Source organism: Pseudomonas sp. D1-36, assembly GCF_051132205.1.
Lineage (GTDB): Bacteria > Pseudomonadota > Gammaproteobacteria > Pseudomonadales > Pseudomonadaceae > Aquipseudomonas.
This window is the reverse complement of record NZ_CP071674.1, coordinates 4803108-4820700: the sequence shown is the minus strand read 5'-3', so window position 1 is coordinate 4820700 and position 17593 is coordinate 4803108. Positions and strand designations below refer to the sequence as shown.

The 17593-nt window shown below is 61.1% G+C and carries 17 protein-coding genes; 15 read left to right on the top strand and 2 right to left on the bottom strand.

The window, feature by feature from the left end; genetic code table 11:
* Positions 1-36: 36 nt before the first annotated feature.
* The 3 genes from cgtA to J3P76_RS21590 all read left to right on the top strand — a co-directional run bounded on the left by cgtA (position 37) and on the right by J3P76_RS21590 (position 3088).
* Entirely contained in the window at positions 37-1260 is a 1224-nt protein-coding gene (gene cgtA, locus J3P76_RS21600) for an Obg family GTPase CgtA (protein WP_039593902.1), read from the top strand.
* 235 nt (positions 1261-1495) lie between these two features.
* Positions 1496-2614, top strand: a complete 1119-nt coding sequence (proB, locus tag J3P76_RS21595) for a glutamate 5-kinase (protein ID WP_420767648.1) — start codon at positions 1496-1498, stop codon at positions 2612-2614.
* A 9-nt stretch (positions 2615-2623) separates the two neighbouring features.
* The gene (locus J3P76_RS21590; protein WP_420767647.1) at positions 2624-3088 is read left to right on the top strand and encodes a CreA family protein; all 465 of its coding nucleotides are present in this window, start codon (positions 2624-2626) and stop codon (positions 3086-3088) included.
* Between the two features lie 185 nt (positions 3089-3273).
* Here J3P76_RS21590 and rpsT read toward each other — a convergent pair whose 3' ends face one another.
* Complete coding sequence (rpsT, locus tag J3P76_RS21585; RefSeq protein WP_020798646.1) at positions 3274-3552, bottom strand: 30S ribosomal protein S20; 279 nt, start codon at positions 3550-3552, stop codon at positions 3274-3276.
* 254 nt (positions 3553-3806) lie between these two features.
* Here rpsT and murJ point away from each other — a divergent pair, with 254 nt between their 5' ends.
* From murJ to ispH, 6 genes are all read left to right on the top strand, one after another.
* Positions 3807-5345 carry a murein biosynthesis integral membrane protein MurJ gene (gene murJ, locus J3P76_RS21580; protein ID WP_420767646.1) on the top strand — a complete coding sequence of 513 codons (1539 nt, stop codon included), beginning with the start codon at positions 3807-3809 and terminating at the stop codon, positions 5343-5345.
* Positions 5346-5474: 129 nt separating this feature from the next.
* Positions 5475-6413 (top strand): bifunctional riboflavin kinase/FAD synthetase, encoded by a 939-nt coding sequence (gene ribF, locus J3P76_RS21575; RefSeq protein WP_420767645.1) that lies wholly within the window; start codon positions 5475-5477, stop codon positions 6411-6413.
* A gap of 13 nt (positions 6414-6426) precedes the next feature.
* Entirely contained in the window at positions 6427-9258 is a 2832-nt protein-coding gene (ileS, locus tag J3P76_RS21570) for an isoleucine--tRNA ligase (RefSeq protein ID WP_420767644.1), read from the top strand.
* Complete coding sequence (lspA, locus tag J3P76_RS21565; protein ID WP_420767643.1) at positions 9251-9763, top strand: signal peptidase II; 513 nt, start codon at positions 9251-9253, stop codon at positions 9761-9763. Before ileS ends, lspA begins: the two co-directional genes overlap by 8 nt.
* A complete protein-coding gene (gene fkpB / locus J3P76_RS21560) occupies positions 9756-10193 on the top strand; it encodes an FKBP-type peptidyl-prolyl cis-trans isomerase (protein ID WP_434701222.1) in 438 nt (145 codons plus the stop codon). Before lspA ends, fkpB begins: the two co-directional genes overlap by 8 nt.
* Positions 10194-10328: 135 nt before the next feature.
* Positions 10329-11276, top strand: a complete 948-nt coding sequence (gene ispH, locus J3P76_RS21555; protein WP_420767641.1) for a 4-hydroxy-3-methylbut-2-enyl diphosphate reductase — start codon at positions 10329-10331, stop codon at positions 11274-11276.
* Here the strand turns inward: ispH and J3P76_RS21550 are convergent.
* A complete protein-coding gene (locus J3P76_RS21550) occupies positions 11230-11769 on the bottom strand; it encodes a GspH/FimT family pseudopilin (protein ID WP_434701221.1) in 540 nt (179 codons plus the stop codon). The two genes, ispH and J3P76_RS21550, sit on opposite strands and share 47 nt — an antisense overlap.
* A gap of 141 nt (positions 11770-11910) precedes the next feature.
* Here J3P76_RS21550 and J3P76_RS21545 point away from each other — a divergent pair, with 141 nt between their 5' ends.
* Genes J3P76_RS21545 through J3P76_RS21520 form a run of 6 tightly spaced genes read left to right on the top strand, consistent with a single transcriptional unit; the run spans position 11911 to position 17537 of the window.
* Positions 11911-12384 (top strand): GspH/FimT family pseudopilin, encoded by a 474-nt coding sequence (locus tag J3P76_RS21545; RefSeq protein ID WP_420767639.1) that lies wholly within the window; start codon positions 11911-11913, stop codon positions 12382-12384.
* A complete protein-coding gene (gene pilV / locus J3P76_RS21540; protein ID WP_434609489.1) occupies positions 12381-12842 on the top strand; it encodes a type IV pilus modification protein PilV in 462 nt (153 codons plus the stop codon). Before J3P76_RS21545 ends, pilV begins: the two co-directional genes overlap by 4 nt.
* The gene (locus J3P76_RS21535) at positions 12839-13552 is read left to right on the top strand and encodes a PilW family protein (protein WP_434701220.1); all 714 of its coding nucleotides are present in this window, start codon (positions 12839-12841) and stop codon (positions 13550-13552) included. Before pilV ends, J3P76_RS21535 begins: the two co-directional genes overlap by 4 nt.
* Positions 13549-14043: a pilus assembly PilX family protein gene (locus tag J3P76_RS21530; protein ID WP_420767636.1), complete on the top strand. Its 495-nt coding sequence runs from the start codon at positions 13549-13551 to the stop codon at positions 14041-14043. The genes J3P76_RS21535 and J3P76_RS21530 overlap by 4 nt, the downstream gene beginning before the upstream one ends.
* Positions 14030-17122: a pilus assembly protein gene (locus J3P76_RS21525; RefSeq protein WP_434701219.1), complete on the top strand. Its 3093-nt coding sequence runs from the start codon at positions 14030-14032 to the stop codon at positions 17120-17122. The genes J3P76_RS21530 and J3P76_RS21525 overlap by 14 nt, the downstream gene beginning before the upstream one ends.
* A gap of 10 nt (positions 17123-17132) precedes the next feature.
* Positions 17133-17537 (top strand): type IV pilin protein, encoded by a 405-nt coding sequence (locus tag J3P76_RS21520; protein WP_434562242.1) that lies wholly within the window; start codon positions 17133-17135, stop codon positions 17535-17537.
* The last annotated feature ends 56 nt before the right edge of the window (positions 17538-17593 follow it).

Here is a 17593-nt window from a genome sequence, read left to right as displayed (position 1 = left end):
TTTTTCGGCTCGTCCGTACGGCGAGAGGCGTGTGTCATGAAGTTTGTTGATGAAGTATCGATTCGAGTAAAGGCTGGCGACGGCGGCAATGGCTGCATGAGTTTCCGTCGGGAAAAATTCATTGAAAACGGTGGCCCGAACGGTGGTGACGGGGGCGACGGCGGCTCGATCTACATGCTCGCCGATGAAAACCTCAATACCCTGGTGGACTACCGTTACACCCGGCATTTCGATGCAGAGCGTGGCTCCAACGGTGGCAGCACCGACTGCACCGGCAAGAAGGGCGAAGACCTGATCCTGCGCGTGCCGGTCGGTACCACGGTGATCGATTCCGCCACCCAGGAAGTCATCGGCGACCTGACCAAGGCCGGCCAGCGTTTGCTGGTGGCCCATGGTGGCTGGCACGGTCTGGGCAACACCCGTTTCAAATCCAGTACCAACCGCGCGCCGCGCCAGACTACGCCAGGCAAGCCCGGCGAACAGCGTGACCTGAAGCTGGAAATGAAAGTGTTGGCCGATGTGGGTCTGTTAGGTCTGCCGAATGCCGGTAAAAGTACCTTCATTCGCTCGGTGTCGGCGGCCAAGCCTAAAGTGGCCGACTACCCGTTCACCACCCTGGTGCCAAACCTGGGCGTGGTCAGTGTCGACCGTTGGAAAAGCTTCGTGATCGCCGACATTCCGGGGCTGATCGAAGGCGCTTCCGAGGGTGCCGGCCTGGGCATTCGCTTCCTCAAGCACTTGTCCCGTACCCGCCTGTTGCTGCACCTCGTCGACATGGCGCCTCTGGATGAAACCAGTGCTGCCGATGCTGCCGAAGTCATCGTCAACGAGCTGACCAAGTTCAGCCCGGCCCTGGCCGAGCGCGACCGTTGGCTGGTGCTGAACAAGTGCGACCAGATCCTCGAGGAAGAGCATGAGGAGCGGGTCAAGGAGATCGTCGATCGCCTGGAGTGGGAAGGTCCGGTCTACGTGATCTCGGCCATCGCCAAGGAAAACACCGAGCGTCTGTGCCACGACATCATGCGTTACCTGGAAGATCGCGCCGATCGCCTGGCCAACGACCCGGCCTACAAGGAAGAGCTGGCCGAGCTCGACCAGCGCATCGAAGACGAGGCGCGCGCCCAGTTGCAGGCGCTGGACGACCAGCGTGCCTTGCGCCGCAGTGGCGTCAAGTCGGTCCATGACATCGGTGACGACGATTGGGACGAAGAAGATGTGGATGACGAGGACGGTCCGGAGATCATCTACGTCCGCGACTGATCTTGTGCTGATACCGGCCGCTTGAGGGCAAAACCTATGGGAGCGAGCAGGCTCGCTCCCACAAGGATTCTCGTGTGGCTGGCATTAACTGGTCCAGGGCGGTGTTATCATCGCAGTCAGCCGGTTTCCAAGGCGCCGCTCAATCGAGCGGCGTTTTGGTATCTGTAAAACGCAAATACGAATAATCCCATGGGCGGCGCTGGGTCGCGCCGTTCGCTGGCAAAGGTTGAAGAAAATGCGGAGCAAGGTGACGGGTGCGCAGCGCTGGGTCGTCAAGATCGGCAGCGCACTGCTGACGGCGGATGGCAAGGGCCTGGATCGCACGGCTATGGCGGTGTGGGTCGAACAGATGGTGGCCTTGCATGAGGCGGGTGTCGAGTTGGTGTTGGTCTCTTCCGGGGCCGTGGCTGCCGGCATGAGTCGCCTGGGCTGGACGTCGCGACCCAGCGCGATGCATGAGCTGCAAGCTGCCGCCGCCATCGGCCAGATGGGCCTGGTCCAGGCTTGGGAGTCGAGCTTCGCCGAGCATGGTCGCCACACGGCGCAGATCCTGCTGACCCATGACGACCTGTCCGACCGCAAGCGCTACCTCAATGCCCGCAGTACGTTGCGGGCGTTGGTCGAGCTGAAGGTTATCCCGGTGATCAACGAGAACGACACGGTGGTCACCGACGAAATCCGTTTTGGCGACAACGACACCCTGGCCGCGCTGGTGGCGAACCTGGTGGAGGCGGATCTGCTGGTGATCCTCACGGATCGCGACGGCATGTTCGATGCCGATCCACGCAACAATCCCGACGCCAAGCTGATCTACGAGGCCCGCGCCGATGATCCGGCGCTGGATGCCGTGGCGGGTGGCACCGGCGGGGCTTTGGGGCGTGGCGGCATGCAGACCAAGCTGCGCGCGGCGCGCCTGGCGGCCCGCTCCGGGGCGCATACGATTATCGTGGGTGGTCGGCTGGAACGTGTATTGGATCGCCTGAAGGCTGGCGAGCGTATCGGAACATTGTTATCGCCCGAGCGCGGCATGCTGGCGGCACGCAAGCAATGGTTGGCCGGGCATCTGCAAACCCGTGGCACCTTGGTGCTGGATGCGGGGGCGGTGTCGGCCTTGTCCCAGGGCAACAAGAGTTTGCTGCCAGTGGGCGTGAAGCTGGTCCAGGGCAGTTTTCGTCGCGGCGAGATGGTGGTATGCGTCGCGCCGGACGGTCGCGAAATCGCCCGCGGCCTGGCCAACTACAGCGCGTTGGAAGCGCAGAAAATCATCGGCCAGTCGTCTGATGCGATCGTCGGCTTGTTGGGTTACATGGCGGAGCCCGAATTGGTCCACCGTGACAACCTGATCCTCGTCTAAGGAAAAAACATGGGTATGGCAAAAGGATTGATCGGTTTGCTACTGGCACTGCCGCTGCTGGCTTCGGCCGAGGAAATCGGCCAGGTCTCTACGGTGTTCAAGTTTGTCGGGCCGAACGATCGGATCGTGGTCGAGGCGTTTGACGATCCCAAGGTGGACGGCGTGACCTGTTACCTGTCGCGAGCCAAGACCGGTGGTGTTAAAGGCGGTCTGGGCCTGGCCGAAGATCGCGCCGAGGCGTCCATCGCCTGTCGGCAGGTCGGGCCCATCAGCTTCAAGGGCGACCTCAAGGACGGCGAAGAGGTGTTCCGCGAGCGCACTTCGTTGGTGTTCAAGACCATGCAGGTGGTGCGGTTCCTCGACAAGAAGCGCAATACGCTGGTGTATCTGGTCTATAGCGATCGCGTGATCGAGGGCAGCCCGCAAAATGCGGTGACGGCGATTCCGATCCTGCCGTGGGCTCGGGCTCAATAACCTACGCTCAATGCCCCTGTGTGGGAGCGAGCCCGCTCGCGATACGGTGTGTCAGGTGGCATCAATGCTGCTGGCAGACAGCATTCGCGAGCAAGCTCGCTCCCACAGTTTTTTTGCTGTGTGGTTGATAAATCCCAGGCAATAAAAAACCGACCCTGAGGTCGGTTTTTTAACGAGCGCGTCGCTTAGGCAGCAGCGGCAACGTTCAAGGCCTTTACGTGGCCATTCAGGCGGCTCTTATGGCGAGCAGCCTTGTTCTTGTGGATGATGCCTTTATCGGCCATGCGGTCGATAACTGGCACAGCCAGAACGTAAGCAGCTTGTGCTTTTTCAGCGTCTTTTGCGTCGATGGCCTTGACTACATTCTTGATGTAGGTACGGACCATGGAACGCAGGCTGGCGTTGTGGCTGCGACGCTTCTCAGCCTGTTTTGCACGTTTTTTGGCGGAAGGTGAGTTGGCCACCGTCGAGCTCCTCGAAAGACTTTTTAGGAAATAGCAAACAAAATAGGCCGCGAATCATGCCGATGAGTTGAGGTCTTGTCAAGGGCGGGTGACACGTTCCGCTGAATGGCAGGTGCGGCGCACCGAATGATTTCTTTCCGGCGTGCGACCTGTAAACTCGCGGGCTTTGGCGCTGTGCTGTTTAGCGGCGCGGAGTATCGCACAAGTGGGCGCATTGTTCGCCTGCTGTTTATCGACAGGCAAAAACTCTTTTCATGAATCTGCTTAAATCGTTGGCTGCCGTCAGCTCTATCACGATGCTTTCCCGTGTCCTGGGGTTCGTTCGCGATACGCTGATCGCCCGGATATTCGGTGCCGGAATGGCCACCGACGCCTTCTTCATTGCGTTCAAATTGCCCAACCTGCTGCGGCGAATCTTTGCCGAAGGGGCTTTTTCCCAGGCCTTCGTGCCGATCCTGGCGGAATATAAAAGCCAGAAGGGCGACGAGGCGACCCGCACCTTCATCGCCTATGTAACGGGGTTGCTGACGCTGGTGTTGGCACTTGTCACGGCCGCCGGCATGCTCGCCGCGCCTTGGGTGATCTGGGCCACCGCGCCAGGGTTCACCGACACGCCGGAAAAGTTCCAGCTCACCTCGGATCTGTTGCGGGTGACCTTTCCTTATATATTGCTGATCTCCCTGTCGTCGCTGGCCGGGGCGATCCTCAATACCTGGAACCGCTTTTCGGTGCCGGCCTTCGTGCCGACGCTGCTCAATGTCAGCATGATCGTGTTTGCGTTGTTCCTGACGCCGTATTTCGATCCACCGGTAATGGCCCTGGGTTGGGCGGTATTGGTGGGTGGCCTGGCGCAGTTGCTCTATCAACTGCCGCACCTGAAGAGGATCGGCATGCTGGTGCTGCCGCGGCTGAACCTGCGCGACAGCGGCGTGTGGCGCGTCATGAAGCAGATGCTGCCGGCGATTCTCGGTGTCTCGGTGAGTCAGATCTCGCTGATCATCAACACCATTTTTGCCTCGTTTCTGGTGGCTGGCTCGGTGTCGTGGATGTACTACGCCGACCGCTTGATGGAGTTGCCGTCCGGCGTGCTGGGCGTGGCGCTGGGCACGATTCTGCTGCCGACCCTGGCCAAGACCTACGCCAGCCAGGATCGCCATGAGTACTCGCGGATCCTCGATTGGGGCCTGCGCCTGTGCTTCGTGCTGGTCCTGCCTTGCGCGCTGGCGTTGGGGATCCTCGCCGAGCCGCTGACCGTTTCCTTGTTCCAGTACGGTCAATTCAATGCATTTGATGCCCTGATGACGCAGCGGGCACTGATTGCCTATTCGGTGGGGCTGCTCGGGATCATCGTGATCAAGGTCCTTGCGCCAGGTTTCTATGCCCAGCAGAACATCCGCACGCCGGTGAAGATCGCGGTCTTCACGCTGGTGATGACCCAACTGTTCAACCTGCTGCTCATCGGTCCCCTGGCCCATGCCGGCCTGGCCTTGGCAATCAGTGCAGGGGCCTGCCTCAACGCTGGGCTGCTGTTCTATCAACTGCGCAAGCAGAAGATGTATCAACCGCTGCCGGGCTGGGGCAAGTTCGGCCTCAAGCTGCTGGTCGCCGTGGCGGTGATGTCGGCGGTATTGTTGGCCGGGATGCACTTCATGCCGGCTTGGGGCGAAGGGCAGATGCTCGAGCGTTTCCTGCGCCTGGGCGTGTTGGTCGTGGCGGGCGTGGTGGCGTATTTCGGCATGTTGCTGCTGATGGGGTTCCGTTTGCGCGACTTCAATCGCAAAGCCTTGAACTGAGCACCTGCTCTGTATGATCACGGGCCCGACGGCGGTTTTGTCGGTTCGATCACTTTGGGTTACGGTGTTGCCTGTCACCGACAGCCGGGTGTGGTTATAATCGGCCACTTTATGAGCAAGAAGCGCGTTATGCAGCTGGTTCGAGGCCTTCACAACCTGCGTCCCCGCCATCGGGGCTGTGTCGCCACCATTGGCAACTTCGACGGTGTCCACCGTGGTCACCAGGCTATCCTGGCGCGGCTGCGCGAGCGTGCGCTGGAATTGGGCCTGCCCAGCTGCGTGGTGATCTTCGAGCCGCAGCCCCGGGAGTTTTTCGCCCCGGACACCGCTCCGGCCCGCTTGGCGCGGCTGCGGGACAAGCTGCAGCTGCTGGCCGCCGAAGGCGTCGACCGGGTCCTGTGCCTGGCCTTCAACCAGCGCCTGAGCAAACTCAGTGCCGCCGAATTCGTCGATACCATCCTGGTGGATGGTCTCGATGTGAAACACTTGGAAGTCGGCGATGACTTCCGTTTTGGCTGTGATCGGTCCGGAGATTTTGATTACCTGCAACAGGCAGGTATCGCCCAGGGCTTCACGGTTGAAGCGGCGCAGACCGTCGAGATGGACGGTTTGCGCGTCAGCAGCACCCAGGTCCGCAACGCCTTGGCGGCCGCCGACTTCGAATTGGCCGAGCGCTTGCTCGGCCGGCCGTACCGGATTGCCGGGCGGATCCTGCATGGGCAGAAACTGGCGCGCCAATTAGGCACGCCAACGGCCAACGTGCAGCTCAAGCGCCGTCGTGTGCCGCTCACCGGGGTGTTCCTGGTGAGTGTCGACATCGATGGCAAGACCTGGCCCGGCGTCGCCAATATCGGTGTACGGCCGACGGTCCAGGGAGATGGCAAGGCCCATCTCGAAGTACACATTCTGGATTTTGCCGGCGATCTGTATGACCGGCGTTTGACGGTGGTTTTCCACCAGAAGCTGCGTGAAGAGCAGCGTTTTGCCTCTCTGGAGGCGCTCAAGACGGCGATCCATGCAGATATCGCCGCCGCCCGTGCCCTTGTCGCAACCAGCGCCAATCGCTAATGAAGAGCCTTAAATGACCGACTATAAAGCCACGCTAAACCTTCCGGACACCGCCTTCCCAATGAAGGCCGGCCTGCCTCAGCGCGAACCACAGATTCTGCAGCGTTGGGACAGCATTGGCCTGTACGGAAAGTTGCGCGAAATTGGCAAGGATCGTCCGAAGTTCGTCCTGCACGACGGCCCTCCGTACGCCAACGGCACCATCCACATCGGTCACGCGCTGAACAAGATTCTCAAGGACATGATCATCCGCTCCAAGACCCTGTCGGGTTTTGACGCGCCGTATGTCCCGGGCTGGGACTGCCACGGCCTGCCGATCGAGCACAAGGTCGAGGTGACCCACGGCAAGAACCTGGGCGCGGACAAGACCCGCGAGCTGTGCCGTGCCTATGCCACCGAGCAGATCGAAGGGCAGAAATCCGAATTCATCCGCCTCGGCGTGTTGGGCGACTTCGCCAACCCGTACAAGACCATGAACTTTGCGAACGAAGCCGGCGAAATCCGTGCCTTGGCGAAAATCGTCGAGGGTGGCTTCGTGTTCAAGGGCCTCAAGCCCGTGAACTGGTGCTTCGATTGCGGTTCGGCCCTGGCCGAGGCGGAAGTCGAGTACGAAAACAAGAAGTCCTCGACCATCGATGTCGCATTCCCGATCGCCGATGAAGACAAGCTCGCCGCCGCGTTCGGCCTGGGCAAGCTGGCCAAGCCGGCGGCTATCGTGATCTGGACCACCACCCCGTGGACCATCCCGGCCAACCAGGCGCTGAACGTCCACCCGGAATTCAACTACGCCCTGGTCGATGTCGGTGACAAGCTGCTGGTGTTGGCCGAAGAGCTGGTCGAATCCTGCCTGGCCCGTTACGGCCTCGAAGGTTCGGTGGTTGCCACCGCGCCAGGTTCGGCGTTGGAACTGATCAATTTCCGCCATCCGTTCTACGACCGTCTGTCGCCGGTGTACCTGGCCGACTACGTGGAACTGGGCGCGGGCACCGGCGTGGTTCACTCCGCGCCGGCCTATGGCGTTGACGACTTCGTGACCTGCAAGAAATACGGCATGGTCAACGATGACATCCTCAACCCGGTGCAGAGCAATGGCGTGTACGTGCCGTCGCTGGAATTCTTCGGCGGCCAGTTCATCTGGAAAGCGAACCCGGCCATCGTCGACAAGCTGACCGAAGTCGGCGCGCTGTTGCACACCACCGTCATCGAGCACAGCTACATGCACTGCTGGCGCCACAAGACCCCGCTGATCTACCGTGCCACGGCGCAGTGGTTCATCGGCATGGACAAGCAGCCCACCAGCGGCGACACCCTGCGCCAGCGTTCGCTCAAGGCTATCGAAGAGACCCAGTTCGTGCCGGCCTGGGGCCAGGCGCGCCTGCACTCGATGATCGCCAACCGTCCGGACTGGTGCATCTCTCGCCAGCGCAACTGGGGCGTGCCGATTCCGTTCTTCCTGAACAAGGAAAGCGGCGAGCTGCACCCGCGTACTGTCGAGCTGATGGAACAAGTTGCCCAGCGCGTCGAAGCCGAAGGCATCGAAGCCTGGTTCAAGCTGGACGCCGCCGAGCTGCTGGGCGACGAAGCGCCGCTGTACGACAAGATCAGCGACACCCTGGACGTCTGGTTCGACTCCGGCACCACCCACTGGCACGTGCTGCGCGGTTCACACCCGATGGGCCACGAGACCGGCCCGCGCGCCGACCTGTACCTGGAAGGTTCGGACCAGCATCGCGGCTGGTTCCACTCGTCCTTGCTGACCGGTTGCGCCATCGACAACCACGCGCCGTACCGCGAGCTGCTGACCCACGGCTTCACCGTCGACGAGTCCGGCCGCAAGATGTCCAAGTCCCTGGGCAACGTGATCGCGCCGCAGAAAGTCAACGACACCCTCGGCGCTGACATCATGCGCTTGTGGGTTGCGTCCACCGATTACTCCGGCGAGATGGCGGTTTCCGAGCAGATCCTGCAACGCAGCGCCGACGCCTACCGGCGAATCCGTAACACCGCGCGTTTCCTGCTCTCGAACCTGACCGGCTTCAACCCGGCCACCGACCTGTTACCGGCCGAAGACATGCTCGCCCTGGATCGCTGGGCCGTGGACCGTACCTTGCTGCTGCAACGCGAATTGCAGGAACACTACGGCGAATACCGTTTCTGGAACGTCTACTCCAAGATCCACAACTTCTGCGTGCAGGAGCTCGGTGGTTTCTACCTCGACATCATCAAGGATCGCCAGTACACCACCGGCGCCAACAGCAAGGCGCGCCGTTCCTGCCAGACCGCGCTGTTCCACATCAGCGAAGCGCTGGTGCGCTGGATCGCGCCGATCCTGGCGTTCACCGCCGATGAGCTGTGGGAATACCTGCCGGGCGAGCGCAATGAGTCGGTGATGCTCAACACCTGGTACGAAGGCCTGACCGAACTGCCGCAAGGCTTCGAGCTGGACCGTGCGTACTGGGATCGAGTGATGGCGGTCAAGGCAGCGGTCAACAAGGAAATGGAAATCCAGCGGGCGGCCAAGGCCGTCGGCGGCAACCTGCAGGCCGAAGTGACGCTCTACACCGAAGACGCCCTGGGCGCCGACCTGGCGAAACTGGGCAACGAGCTGCGCTTCGTGCTGATCACCTCCACCGCCAGTGTCGCGCCGTTGGCGCAGGCGCCGGCCGATGCTGTGGTCACCGAAGTGAGTGGCCTGAAGCTCAAGGTGGTCAAGTCGAGCTTCGTCAAATGCGCCCGTTGCTGGCACTGCCGTGAAGACGTCGGCGTGAACCCGGAGCATCCGGAAATCTGCGGTCGTTGCGTCGACAACATCAGCGGCACAGGCGAGGTTCGCCACTATGCCTAATGTGGCGGGCCGTTTCGGGCGGCTGGGCTGGCTCTGGTTGAGCGTGCTGGTGCTGGTGATCGACCAGGCCAGCAAGTACTACTTCGAGGGTTCGTTGACCCTGTACCAGCAGATCGTGGTCATTCCTGACTACTTCAGCTGGACCCTGGCCTACAACACCGGTGCAGCGTTCAGCTTCCTGGCCGACAGCTCGGGCTGGCAGCGCTGGCTGTTCGCGCTGATCGCCGTGGTGGTCAGCGCCGTGCTGGTGGTCTGGCTCAAGCGCCTGGGGCGTGACGAAACCTGGCTGGCGGTGGCGCTGGCCTTGGTCCTGGGTGGGGCGCTGGGCAATCTCTACGATCGGATTGCCTTGGGCCACGTCGTCGATTTCATCCTGGTGCATTGGCAGAATCGCTGGTACTTCCCCGCGTTCAACTTTGCCGACAGCGCCATCAGCGTGGGCGCCGTGATGCTCGCCCTGGATATGTTCAAGAGCAAGAAAACCGGAGAAGCCGTCCATGACTGAGCAGCGTATCGCTCAAAACACCGAAGTGAAGCTTCACTTCGCCCTGCACCTGGAAAACGGCGACACGGTCGACAGCACTTTCGACAAGGAGCCGGCGGTGTTCAAGGTCGGCGACGGCAACCTGCTGCCGGGCTTCGAGGCGGCGCTCTTCGGTTTCAAGGCCGGCGACAAGCGCACCGTGGTCGTTCCACCGGAAAATGCCTTTGGTCAGCCCAACCCGCAAAACGTGCAGACCATGCCACGCTCGCAATTCCAGGACATGGAACTGTCCGAGGGCTTGCTGGTGATTTTCAACGATGCGGCCAACGCCGAGCTGCCGGGTGTGGTGAAGGCTTTCGACGATGCCCAGGTGACGGTGGACTTCAACCATCCATTGGCGGGCAAGACCTTGAGTTTCGAAGTGGAAATTCTTGAGGTCAAGGCGGTTTAAGGTTTAACGGCAATTATCGCCCCCACAATACCTGTGGGAGCGAGCCTGCTCGCGAAAGCTGAGTCAAAGTCGCCATCGAGTTGACTGATCCACCGTATCGCGAGCAGGCTCGCTCCCACAGACACGAGGCACAGCATGCAAATCAAACTCGCCAACCCCCGTGGCTTCTGCGCTGGCGTGGACCGGGCGATCGAAATCGTCAACCGCGCCCTGGAAGTCTTCGGGCCTCCGATCTACGTGCGCCATGAAGTGGTGCACAACAAGTTCGTCGTCGAGGACCTGCGCAGTCGCGGGGCCATTTTCGTCGAGGAACTGGACCAGGTGCCGGACGACGTCATCGTGATCTTCAGTGCCCACGGCGTTTCCCAGGCGGTGCGTACCGAAGCCGCCGGTCGCGGCCTGAAGGTGTTCGACGCCACATGCCCATTGGTCACCAAGGTTCACATCGAGGTGGCCCGCTACAGTCGTGACGGCCGTGAATGCATCCTGATCGGGCATGAGGGCCATCCGGAAGTTGAAGGCACCATGGGCCAGTATGACGCCAGCAACGGCGGCGCCATCTATCTGGTCGAGGACGAGGAAGACGTGGCGGCCTTGCAGGTGCGCAATCCTGAAAAGCTCGCTTTCGTCACCCAGACCACTCTGTCCATGGACGACACCAGTCGGGTGATCGATGCCTTGCGTTCGCGCTTTCCGGCTATCGGCGGACCGCGCAAGGATGACATCTGCTACGCGACCCAAAACCGTCAGGACGCGGTCAAGCAACTGGCCAACGAATGCGATGTGGTCCTGGTGGTCGGCAGCCCGAACAGCTCCAACTCCAATCGCTTGCGCGAACTGGCCGAGCGCATGTCCACCCCGGCCTACCTGATCGATGGTGCCGAAGACATGCAGCGCAGCTGGTTCGACGGCGTCGAGCGGATCGGCATCACCGCCGGTGCTTCCGCGCCGGAAGTCCTGGTACGTGGCGTAATCGAACAGTTGCAGGCCTGGGGCGCCACCGGGGCTGACGAGCTGGCCGGTCGCGAGGAAAACATTACGTTTTCGATGCCGAAGGAACTGCGCGTCCGCTCCCTGCTTTAAGTCCTTTTGCGCACAGGGCCTGTTCGGCTTCGATACTTTCCAGACGGACGCGGCCGGAGGGCGCCAATATCACCTGGTGATGGCTGACCGGTTCGCGCTTGGCGCAGACATGCAGCGTGCCGGCCTGGAAAGAGCCATTGAGGTGCAGCGCTTCCCCCTGGCTGCCGAATCTCACCCTGCGTTTGACCGTCGAGTTGCCGATCACCCGAGCGTGTGCGCTGCGCTCCACCAGCAAGGTTTTCTCCTTGTTGTCCAGCGTGATCCGCCAGCCTTTGCCCCAATCGTTGTCTATTCCTTGTATCAGCACCCGGCGGTTGCGCGTGATGGCTTCGCTGCGGGCGCTGCGCAACCCGCTGAGCAGCAAATGCGCCGTGTCCTCGCGCTGCATGGATTCGATCAGCTCTTTGCAGCTTGTGCCGGCCCACGGCAGAACAATCGCGGCAATTGCCAGTCCCATGAGCAGTTCGAGCAGGCTGAAGCCTTGTTGGTACATGACGTCTCCTCCCTGGAGAGTATGAAGCGGCGCGATTGGCAGGAAGCATGTTGTGGCGAAGGCGCAAGCTCCCTCGCCACAAGCGGTGGTTTGTTCTAGCGTTGTAGAAGCAGGTATAGCCGACGGCAACGGAGGGCATCGATGGATCTTCGTACAAAAGGTTTCACGCTGATCGAGCTGCTGGTGGCCCTCGGTGTGCTGTTGATCCTGATCACCATGGCGGTGCCGTCGTTCACCGGGTCGCTGCAAAGCAGCAAGGCCGATACCGAGATCGGCGACTTGCGCCGTGCCTTGAACTTCGCGCGAATGGAAGCGATCAATCGTGGCATTACCACGCGAATTCGTCCCACCACGCAGGGTGGAGCCTGGAGTGGTGAGTTGACCGTGTATGACAGCACCGGCAATCCGGCCAATGTGTTGCGGGTTGTTCCAGCGATGGGCAGCGGCGTGACTCTGACGCTAACCTCAGATGTGACCAGTATCGATTTCAACAACCTGGGCGGATTATCGGCACCGGCCACGCCGGTGAGTTTCAGTTACGTACGGGGGGCGCAGAGCAGGACGCTCAGTGTTTGCCTCAATGGACGAATTGTATTGGATGGAAGTTGCGGATGAAGGGTTGCAGTAGACGGGCACAGGAGGGCATGACGCTGATCGAGGTGCTGGTGGCGGTGCTGATCCTTGGCGTGGGCCTGTTGGGGGCGGCGATGGTCCAGCTCAATGCGCTCAAGTACACCGACAGCTCGCGCATGACCAGCCAGGCCAGCTTCATCGCCTACGACCTGATGGACCGTATCCGCGCCAATTCAGCCGCCGACTACACCATCACGCCGCCCAGCTCACCCAATCTCAGCGTGGCCCGGGACCAGGACTTGTACGACTTCAAGACCAACATCGTCGCCTTCGGCGGCGCCACGGCCACGGGCACTGTCGCGCTGAATCAGCGTGTCTACACCATCACTGTTTCCTGGGACGATGCCCGGGCCGCCAACACGACAAACACAGCGCAGGCCAGGCGTAGCTTCGTATTGACCAGCCGTGTCGCCGTCGACCCGGTGGCGACGCCACCATGAATAGAAGCAACCGGGGATTCGGCCTGATTGAATTGATGATCGCGCTGGTGATCAGCCTGGTCGTGGTGTTGGGCGTCGTGCAGATTTTCATCTCGGCCAAGAACACCTATGTCAGCCAGAACGCTGCGGCGGTGATGCAGGAGGACGCACGGTTTGCCTTGAGCAAGATGATCCAGGAGATTCGCATGGTGGGCATGTTTGGCTGCCTGGCGACCATCACCGATGCCTCTTCGAACAATGATTTCGCCGCCAGCCAGCTCACCCCGATTCGCTGGGACAACGCCAACCGAAGGTTGACCCTGGTGACGGCCGACATCGGCAACAGCGGCGGCCCGCCGGCCTGGACGATCATTTCCGACTGCCGTAACACGGCGACCGCCTACACCGGGGCGCGACTACCGGCGAGCGGACAATTGGCTTTTCCGATTCGTCGTTTGATCTACGGTTTCAGCAACAATCAACTGCTCCTGGGCAGTGGCCGCGGCAACCCGACCATGGCGGTGCTGGTGGACAACGTGCGGGCGTTCGACGTGACCTTTGGCGTGGCCGACAGTGCGACGGATATCGCGGCCACCAACTACAGCGCCAACCCGACCGACCCGGCGCTGATTCGCAGCGTGCGCTTGACACTGACGCTGTTCGATCCGAGGAACAGCGTGCGCGACCAGACCTTCAACGTGGTTGCCGCCTTGCGCAACCGGCTGCCATGAGGGAGCGACCGATGACTTCGACAGGCCTCGGACATCGCCAGCGCGGCATGGCATTGCTGGTCAGCCTGGTTTTTTTGCTGCTATTGACGCTGATCGGCCTGTCGTCGATGCAGAGCGCCACGCTCCAGGAAAAAATGACCGGCAGCGTCATGCAGCGCAACCAGTCGTTCCAACTGGCCGAGGCTGCGCTGAGGGTGGGGGAAAGCGCTGTGCAGGTCGAGACGTATTCATTGCCGGTCTGTAGCACCCCTGCACAATGTGCTCCACCGGCCGAGTCGGCGACGGTGACAGGCGCGGGGCGTAATTCGTCGTCGGGGGTGCTCTGGGTGGCCGCCGCGGGCGGCTTTTATGGGGTGCAGAATATCGGCACGACCCTTGCGGCAGTCAACGTGCCGGTCAATACCTCGGCGACGTTGTATCGGATCACTGCGGTGGCTGTAGTGGGCAACAATCAGCGCAGCGTGGTGGAGAGCATCTATGCGAAGTATTAGGGCGCTGCTCGGTTCGTTGTGGGGGGCGTTGCTCAGCCTTTACCTGGCGGCGCCGGTCTATGGCTTCACGCCTTCGGAGTCGCCTCTGTTGAGCGCGGCGGCGGTGACGCCCAACGTGATGCTGCTGATCGATGATTCCGGGAGCATGAACAACATCATCTGGGCCGCCGGCTTTGATCCGGCGGCGACGCAGACGCGCACCTTTGCATGTAACGCCAGTAACAACTGCAACGACAGGTATGAGCTGGATCAGGACGATTCGAACATTCTGTTGGTGAGCCTGTTGCGGGGCGGCTGCTTGTCTGGCTGGTACGGCTTCTATCGGACCGGCATCGGGCGAATCTGCCTGCGACTGCCAGATCCGGTGGGCGGGGGTAATACCCGTTACGCGGGGAAGTACCTGGCCTATCTGGTAACCCTGGCCAACGGTGCCAGCCGGGACTTCACCACGGGGACGATTCCCAACGATTATCGCATCAACGTTGCACGGGATGTCTCGACCGACCTGGTCGCCAATAACCGCGCCCTGCGCATTGGCCTTGCCACCTTCAACCCGCCCAACAGCAGCAACTCCGGCCCGGGCGGCTACATTGCCCGGGCCATCAGCGATCTTTCTTCAGTCAGTGGCAGCGTGACCCAGGCCCAGGCCAACAATAACTACAGCGCCTTGATCAACGCCATCAACGGCTTGGGCGCCGTTGCCAACACGCCTTTGGCCGAAAGTTATTACGAAGTCACCCGCTATTTCCGAGGCATGGCGCCGTATTACAACGGTACACCCAGCACCTATACCAGCCCGATCCAATACCGATGCCAGAAGAACTTTGGCGTGGTGATCACGGATGGCCTGCCCACCTATGACCGCACGTTTCCAACCAACGACCCCCTAGGGGGCAACCGCTTGCCGAACTGGGATGGCATCAGTGCCAACGATGGTGCCAGCTCCAGCGGCGATGCGGAGGGCGACACGCTTTATCTGGATGACATCGCCAAGTTCGCCTTCGACATTGACATGCGCACCACAGGCACCGATGTCACGGGCAAGAGCTGGGATGGGGCCGAGTTTCGCCGGCAGTACCTCAACACTTATACCGTAGGGTTTGCCGTTACTAACCAGATGCTTTCCGACGCCGCTCGCTATGGTGCGGGCAAATATTATCCGGCCACCGACAGCGAGGGCTTGAACTCGGCGCTGTCATCGGCCCTCAGCGACATCACCTCCAAGGCCGGTTCGGGAGGCGGCGGCACCAGCAATGGCGCCACGCTCTCAAGCACCTCCAGTTACTACCAGACCACCTATGACCCCAGGGATTGGCGCGGGACCATCAAGGCGTTCGGTTTCAACTCCACCGGGACGGTCAACACGGCGGCGGTTCAATGGACCACCGACACCGCTATCGTGCCCGGCGCGACGGCGCCGATCTATCAGTCCTGGAACACCGCCACCAATGTGCCGGTAACCCTGGCCTACGGGAACTTCTCCCCGGCTCAGCAGACCAGCCTGAGCCAGGGCTTGCCTACAGGGGTCACCGGCAACGATTTGGTGGAATGGAGCAAGGGCATCAACAAGACCGGGCTGAAAGCGCGCAGCGCCTTGCTCGGGGACATCATCAATTCACCGCTGCTGCTGGCTTCGCCCAACGACCAGACCGCCTCCGACCTGGTGAGTGACACCAGCTACAGCGCCTACCTGACGACCAAGGCGGCGAACATGAACGCCAGCCTGGTGGTGAACGCCAACGATGGTTTCTTCAGCGTCATCAACAGTACGAACGGCACCCGGCGTTACGCTTACATGCCATCGAGCGTCCTCCCGTCGTTGCAGCTCATCGCCGACCCCAGCTACGTCAACGGCGTAAGCCACAAATTCCTGGTGGATGGGCAGCTCGGCGTTTTTGATGCACAACTGGGCTCCGTCTGGAAAACCCTTGCCCTGGGCGGAACCGGCGCGGGTGGCCGGGCGTTTTATGCGGTGCAACTGTTCGATGCATCGGCGGGCAACGCGATTCGGGCGTTGTGGGAAATCAGCGCGCCGACGGTCGCCAACACAGCGCACCCCTTCAATGACCTGGGCTACGCCTACGCACGCCCCGAAGTGGCACGGTTGGCGGATGGCCGTTGGGCCGCGTTCATTTCCAATGGTTACGGCAGCAACACCGGTGTGGCCGCGCTGTACGTGGTGGATATTCGCGACGGTTCGCTGATCCGGAAAATCATCGTCAACAGCAGCGAAACCAATAACGGGCTGTCGTCGGTCAAGCTTCGGGTCAATTCCCAGAATGTGGTTCAGGCCGCCTATGGCGGTGACCTGAGAGGACGGATGTGGAAGTTCGACCTCAGTGGCACCTCACCGAACACTTGGGGCCTGGCATTCGCCGGTCAGCCATTGTTCACCACCCCCGGCGGGACGACCCAGCCGATTACCGCCCAACCTTTGCTGGCGGAAAATCCCCAGGGCGGCATTCAGGTGTTTTTCGGCACGGGCAAATTCAACGAGTCCGTGGACAAGCTCAACAAGGATCTGCAGGGGTTCTATTCAATCTGGGACGCCACTGGCGGCACGGGGCAGATCACCGTCTCGAGCCTGCAAGCCCAGTCAATCACGGGTATCTTTTCCGGCGCTACGGGGCAGTTCATAACGACCAGCGAGACCGACGTGGCCTATCCCACGAAGAAAGGCTGGTATCTGCCGCTGACATACAACAATGCACTCACCGGCGAGCGTGTCATCAATCCGGCCAACTTGGTACTTGGTCGCGTTGTCTTCACCACGGCCGCCGTGGACACCACCGACCCATGCGCCAGCTTCGGTACCGGCAAATTGATCGAAGTGGATGCGTTCAACGGTAAGATGCTCAACTATGCGGTACTCGATACCAATAACGATGGTTCGCTCAACAGCCTCGACACGATTTCCGCCGGCGTGGTGTTCACGGGCGGGATCCCGACCCTAAGCGCGGTGGTCAGTGCCAACGGGGCTACTAATATGATCGTGAACGACTCCGGTGGTGGTATCACCGATCTGCTGGGCAAAGCCGTCGGCGGCAGCCGCCGCATCATGTGGCGACAAATACAGTGAGAGGCAAGGCATGCACAGATCCAACCGAGGTTTCACCTTGATCGAAATCATGATTGTCATCGCGATCATCGGTATCGTGATCACCATCGGCTACCCGAGCCTGACCGAATACATTAAAAAGGCCCGGCGTACCGAGATTGCCTCGCTGCTGTCGGAGCAGGCGCAGATCCTCGAGCGTCACTACTCGAAGAACAACGTCTATTCCAACGCGACCGGCCTGAGCACTGGGAATGACTTCTACACCATTATCCCTACGACCTTGACGGACCAGACCTTTACGTTGACGGCCGCGCGCAGGAGCGGCTCGTCCATGGCCGCGGACAAGTGCGGTGATTTCACGATCAACAACACGGGCAAGCGGGACATCACGAACGCCGCTGCCGGGGTGACCGTCAAGGACTGCTGGGGCCGCTGAGTTTTCTATTGATGGGCGCGGCGTTGCGCCCTTTGTCTAATGAGTCGAAACAGAAC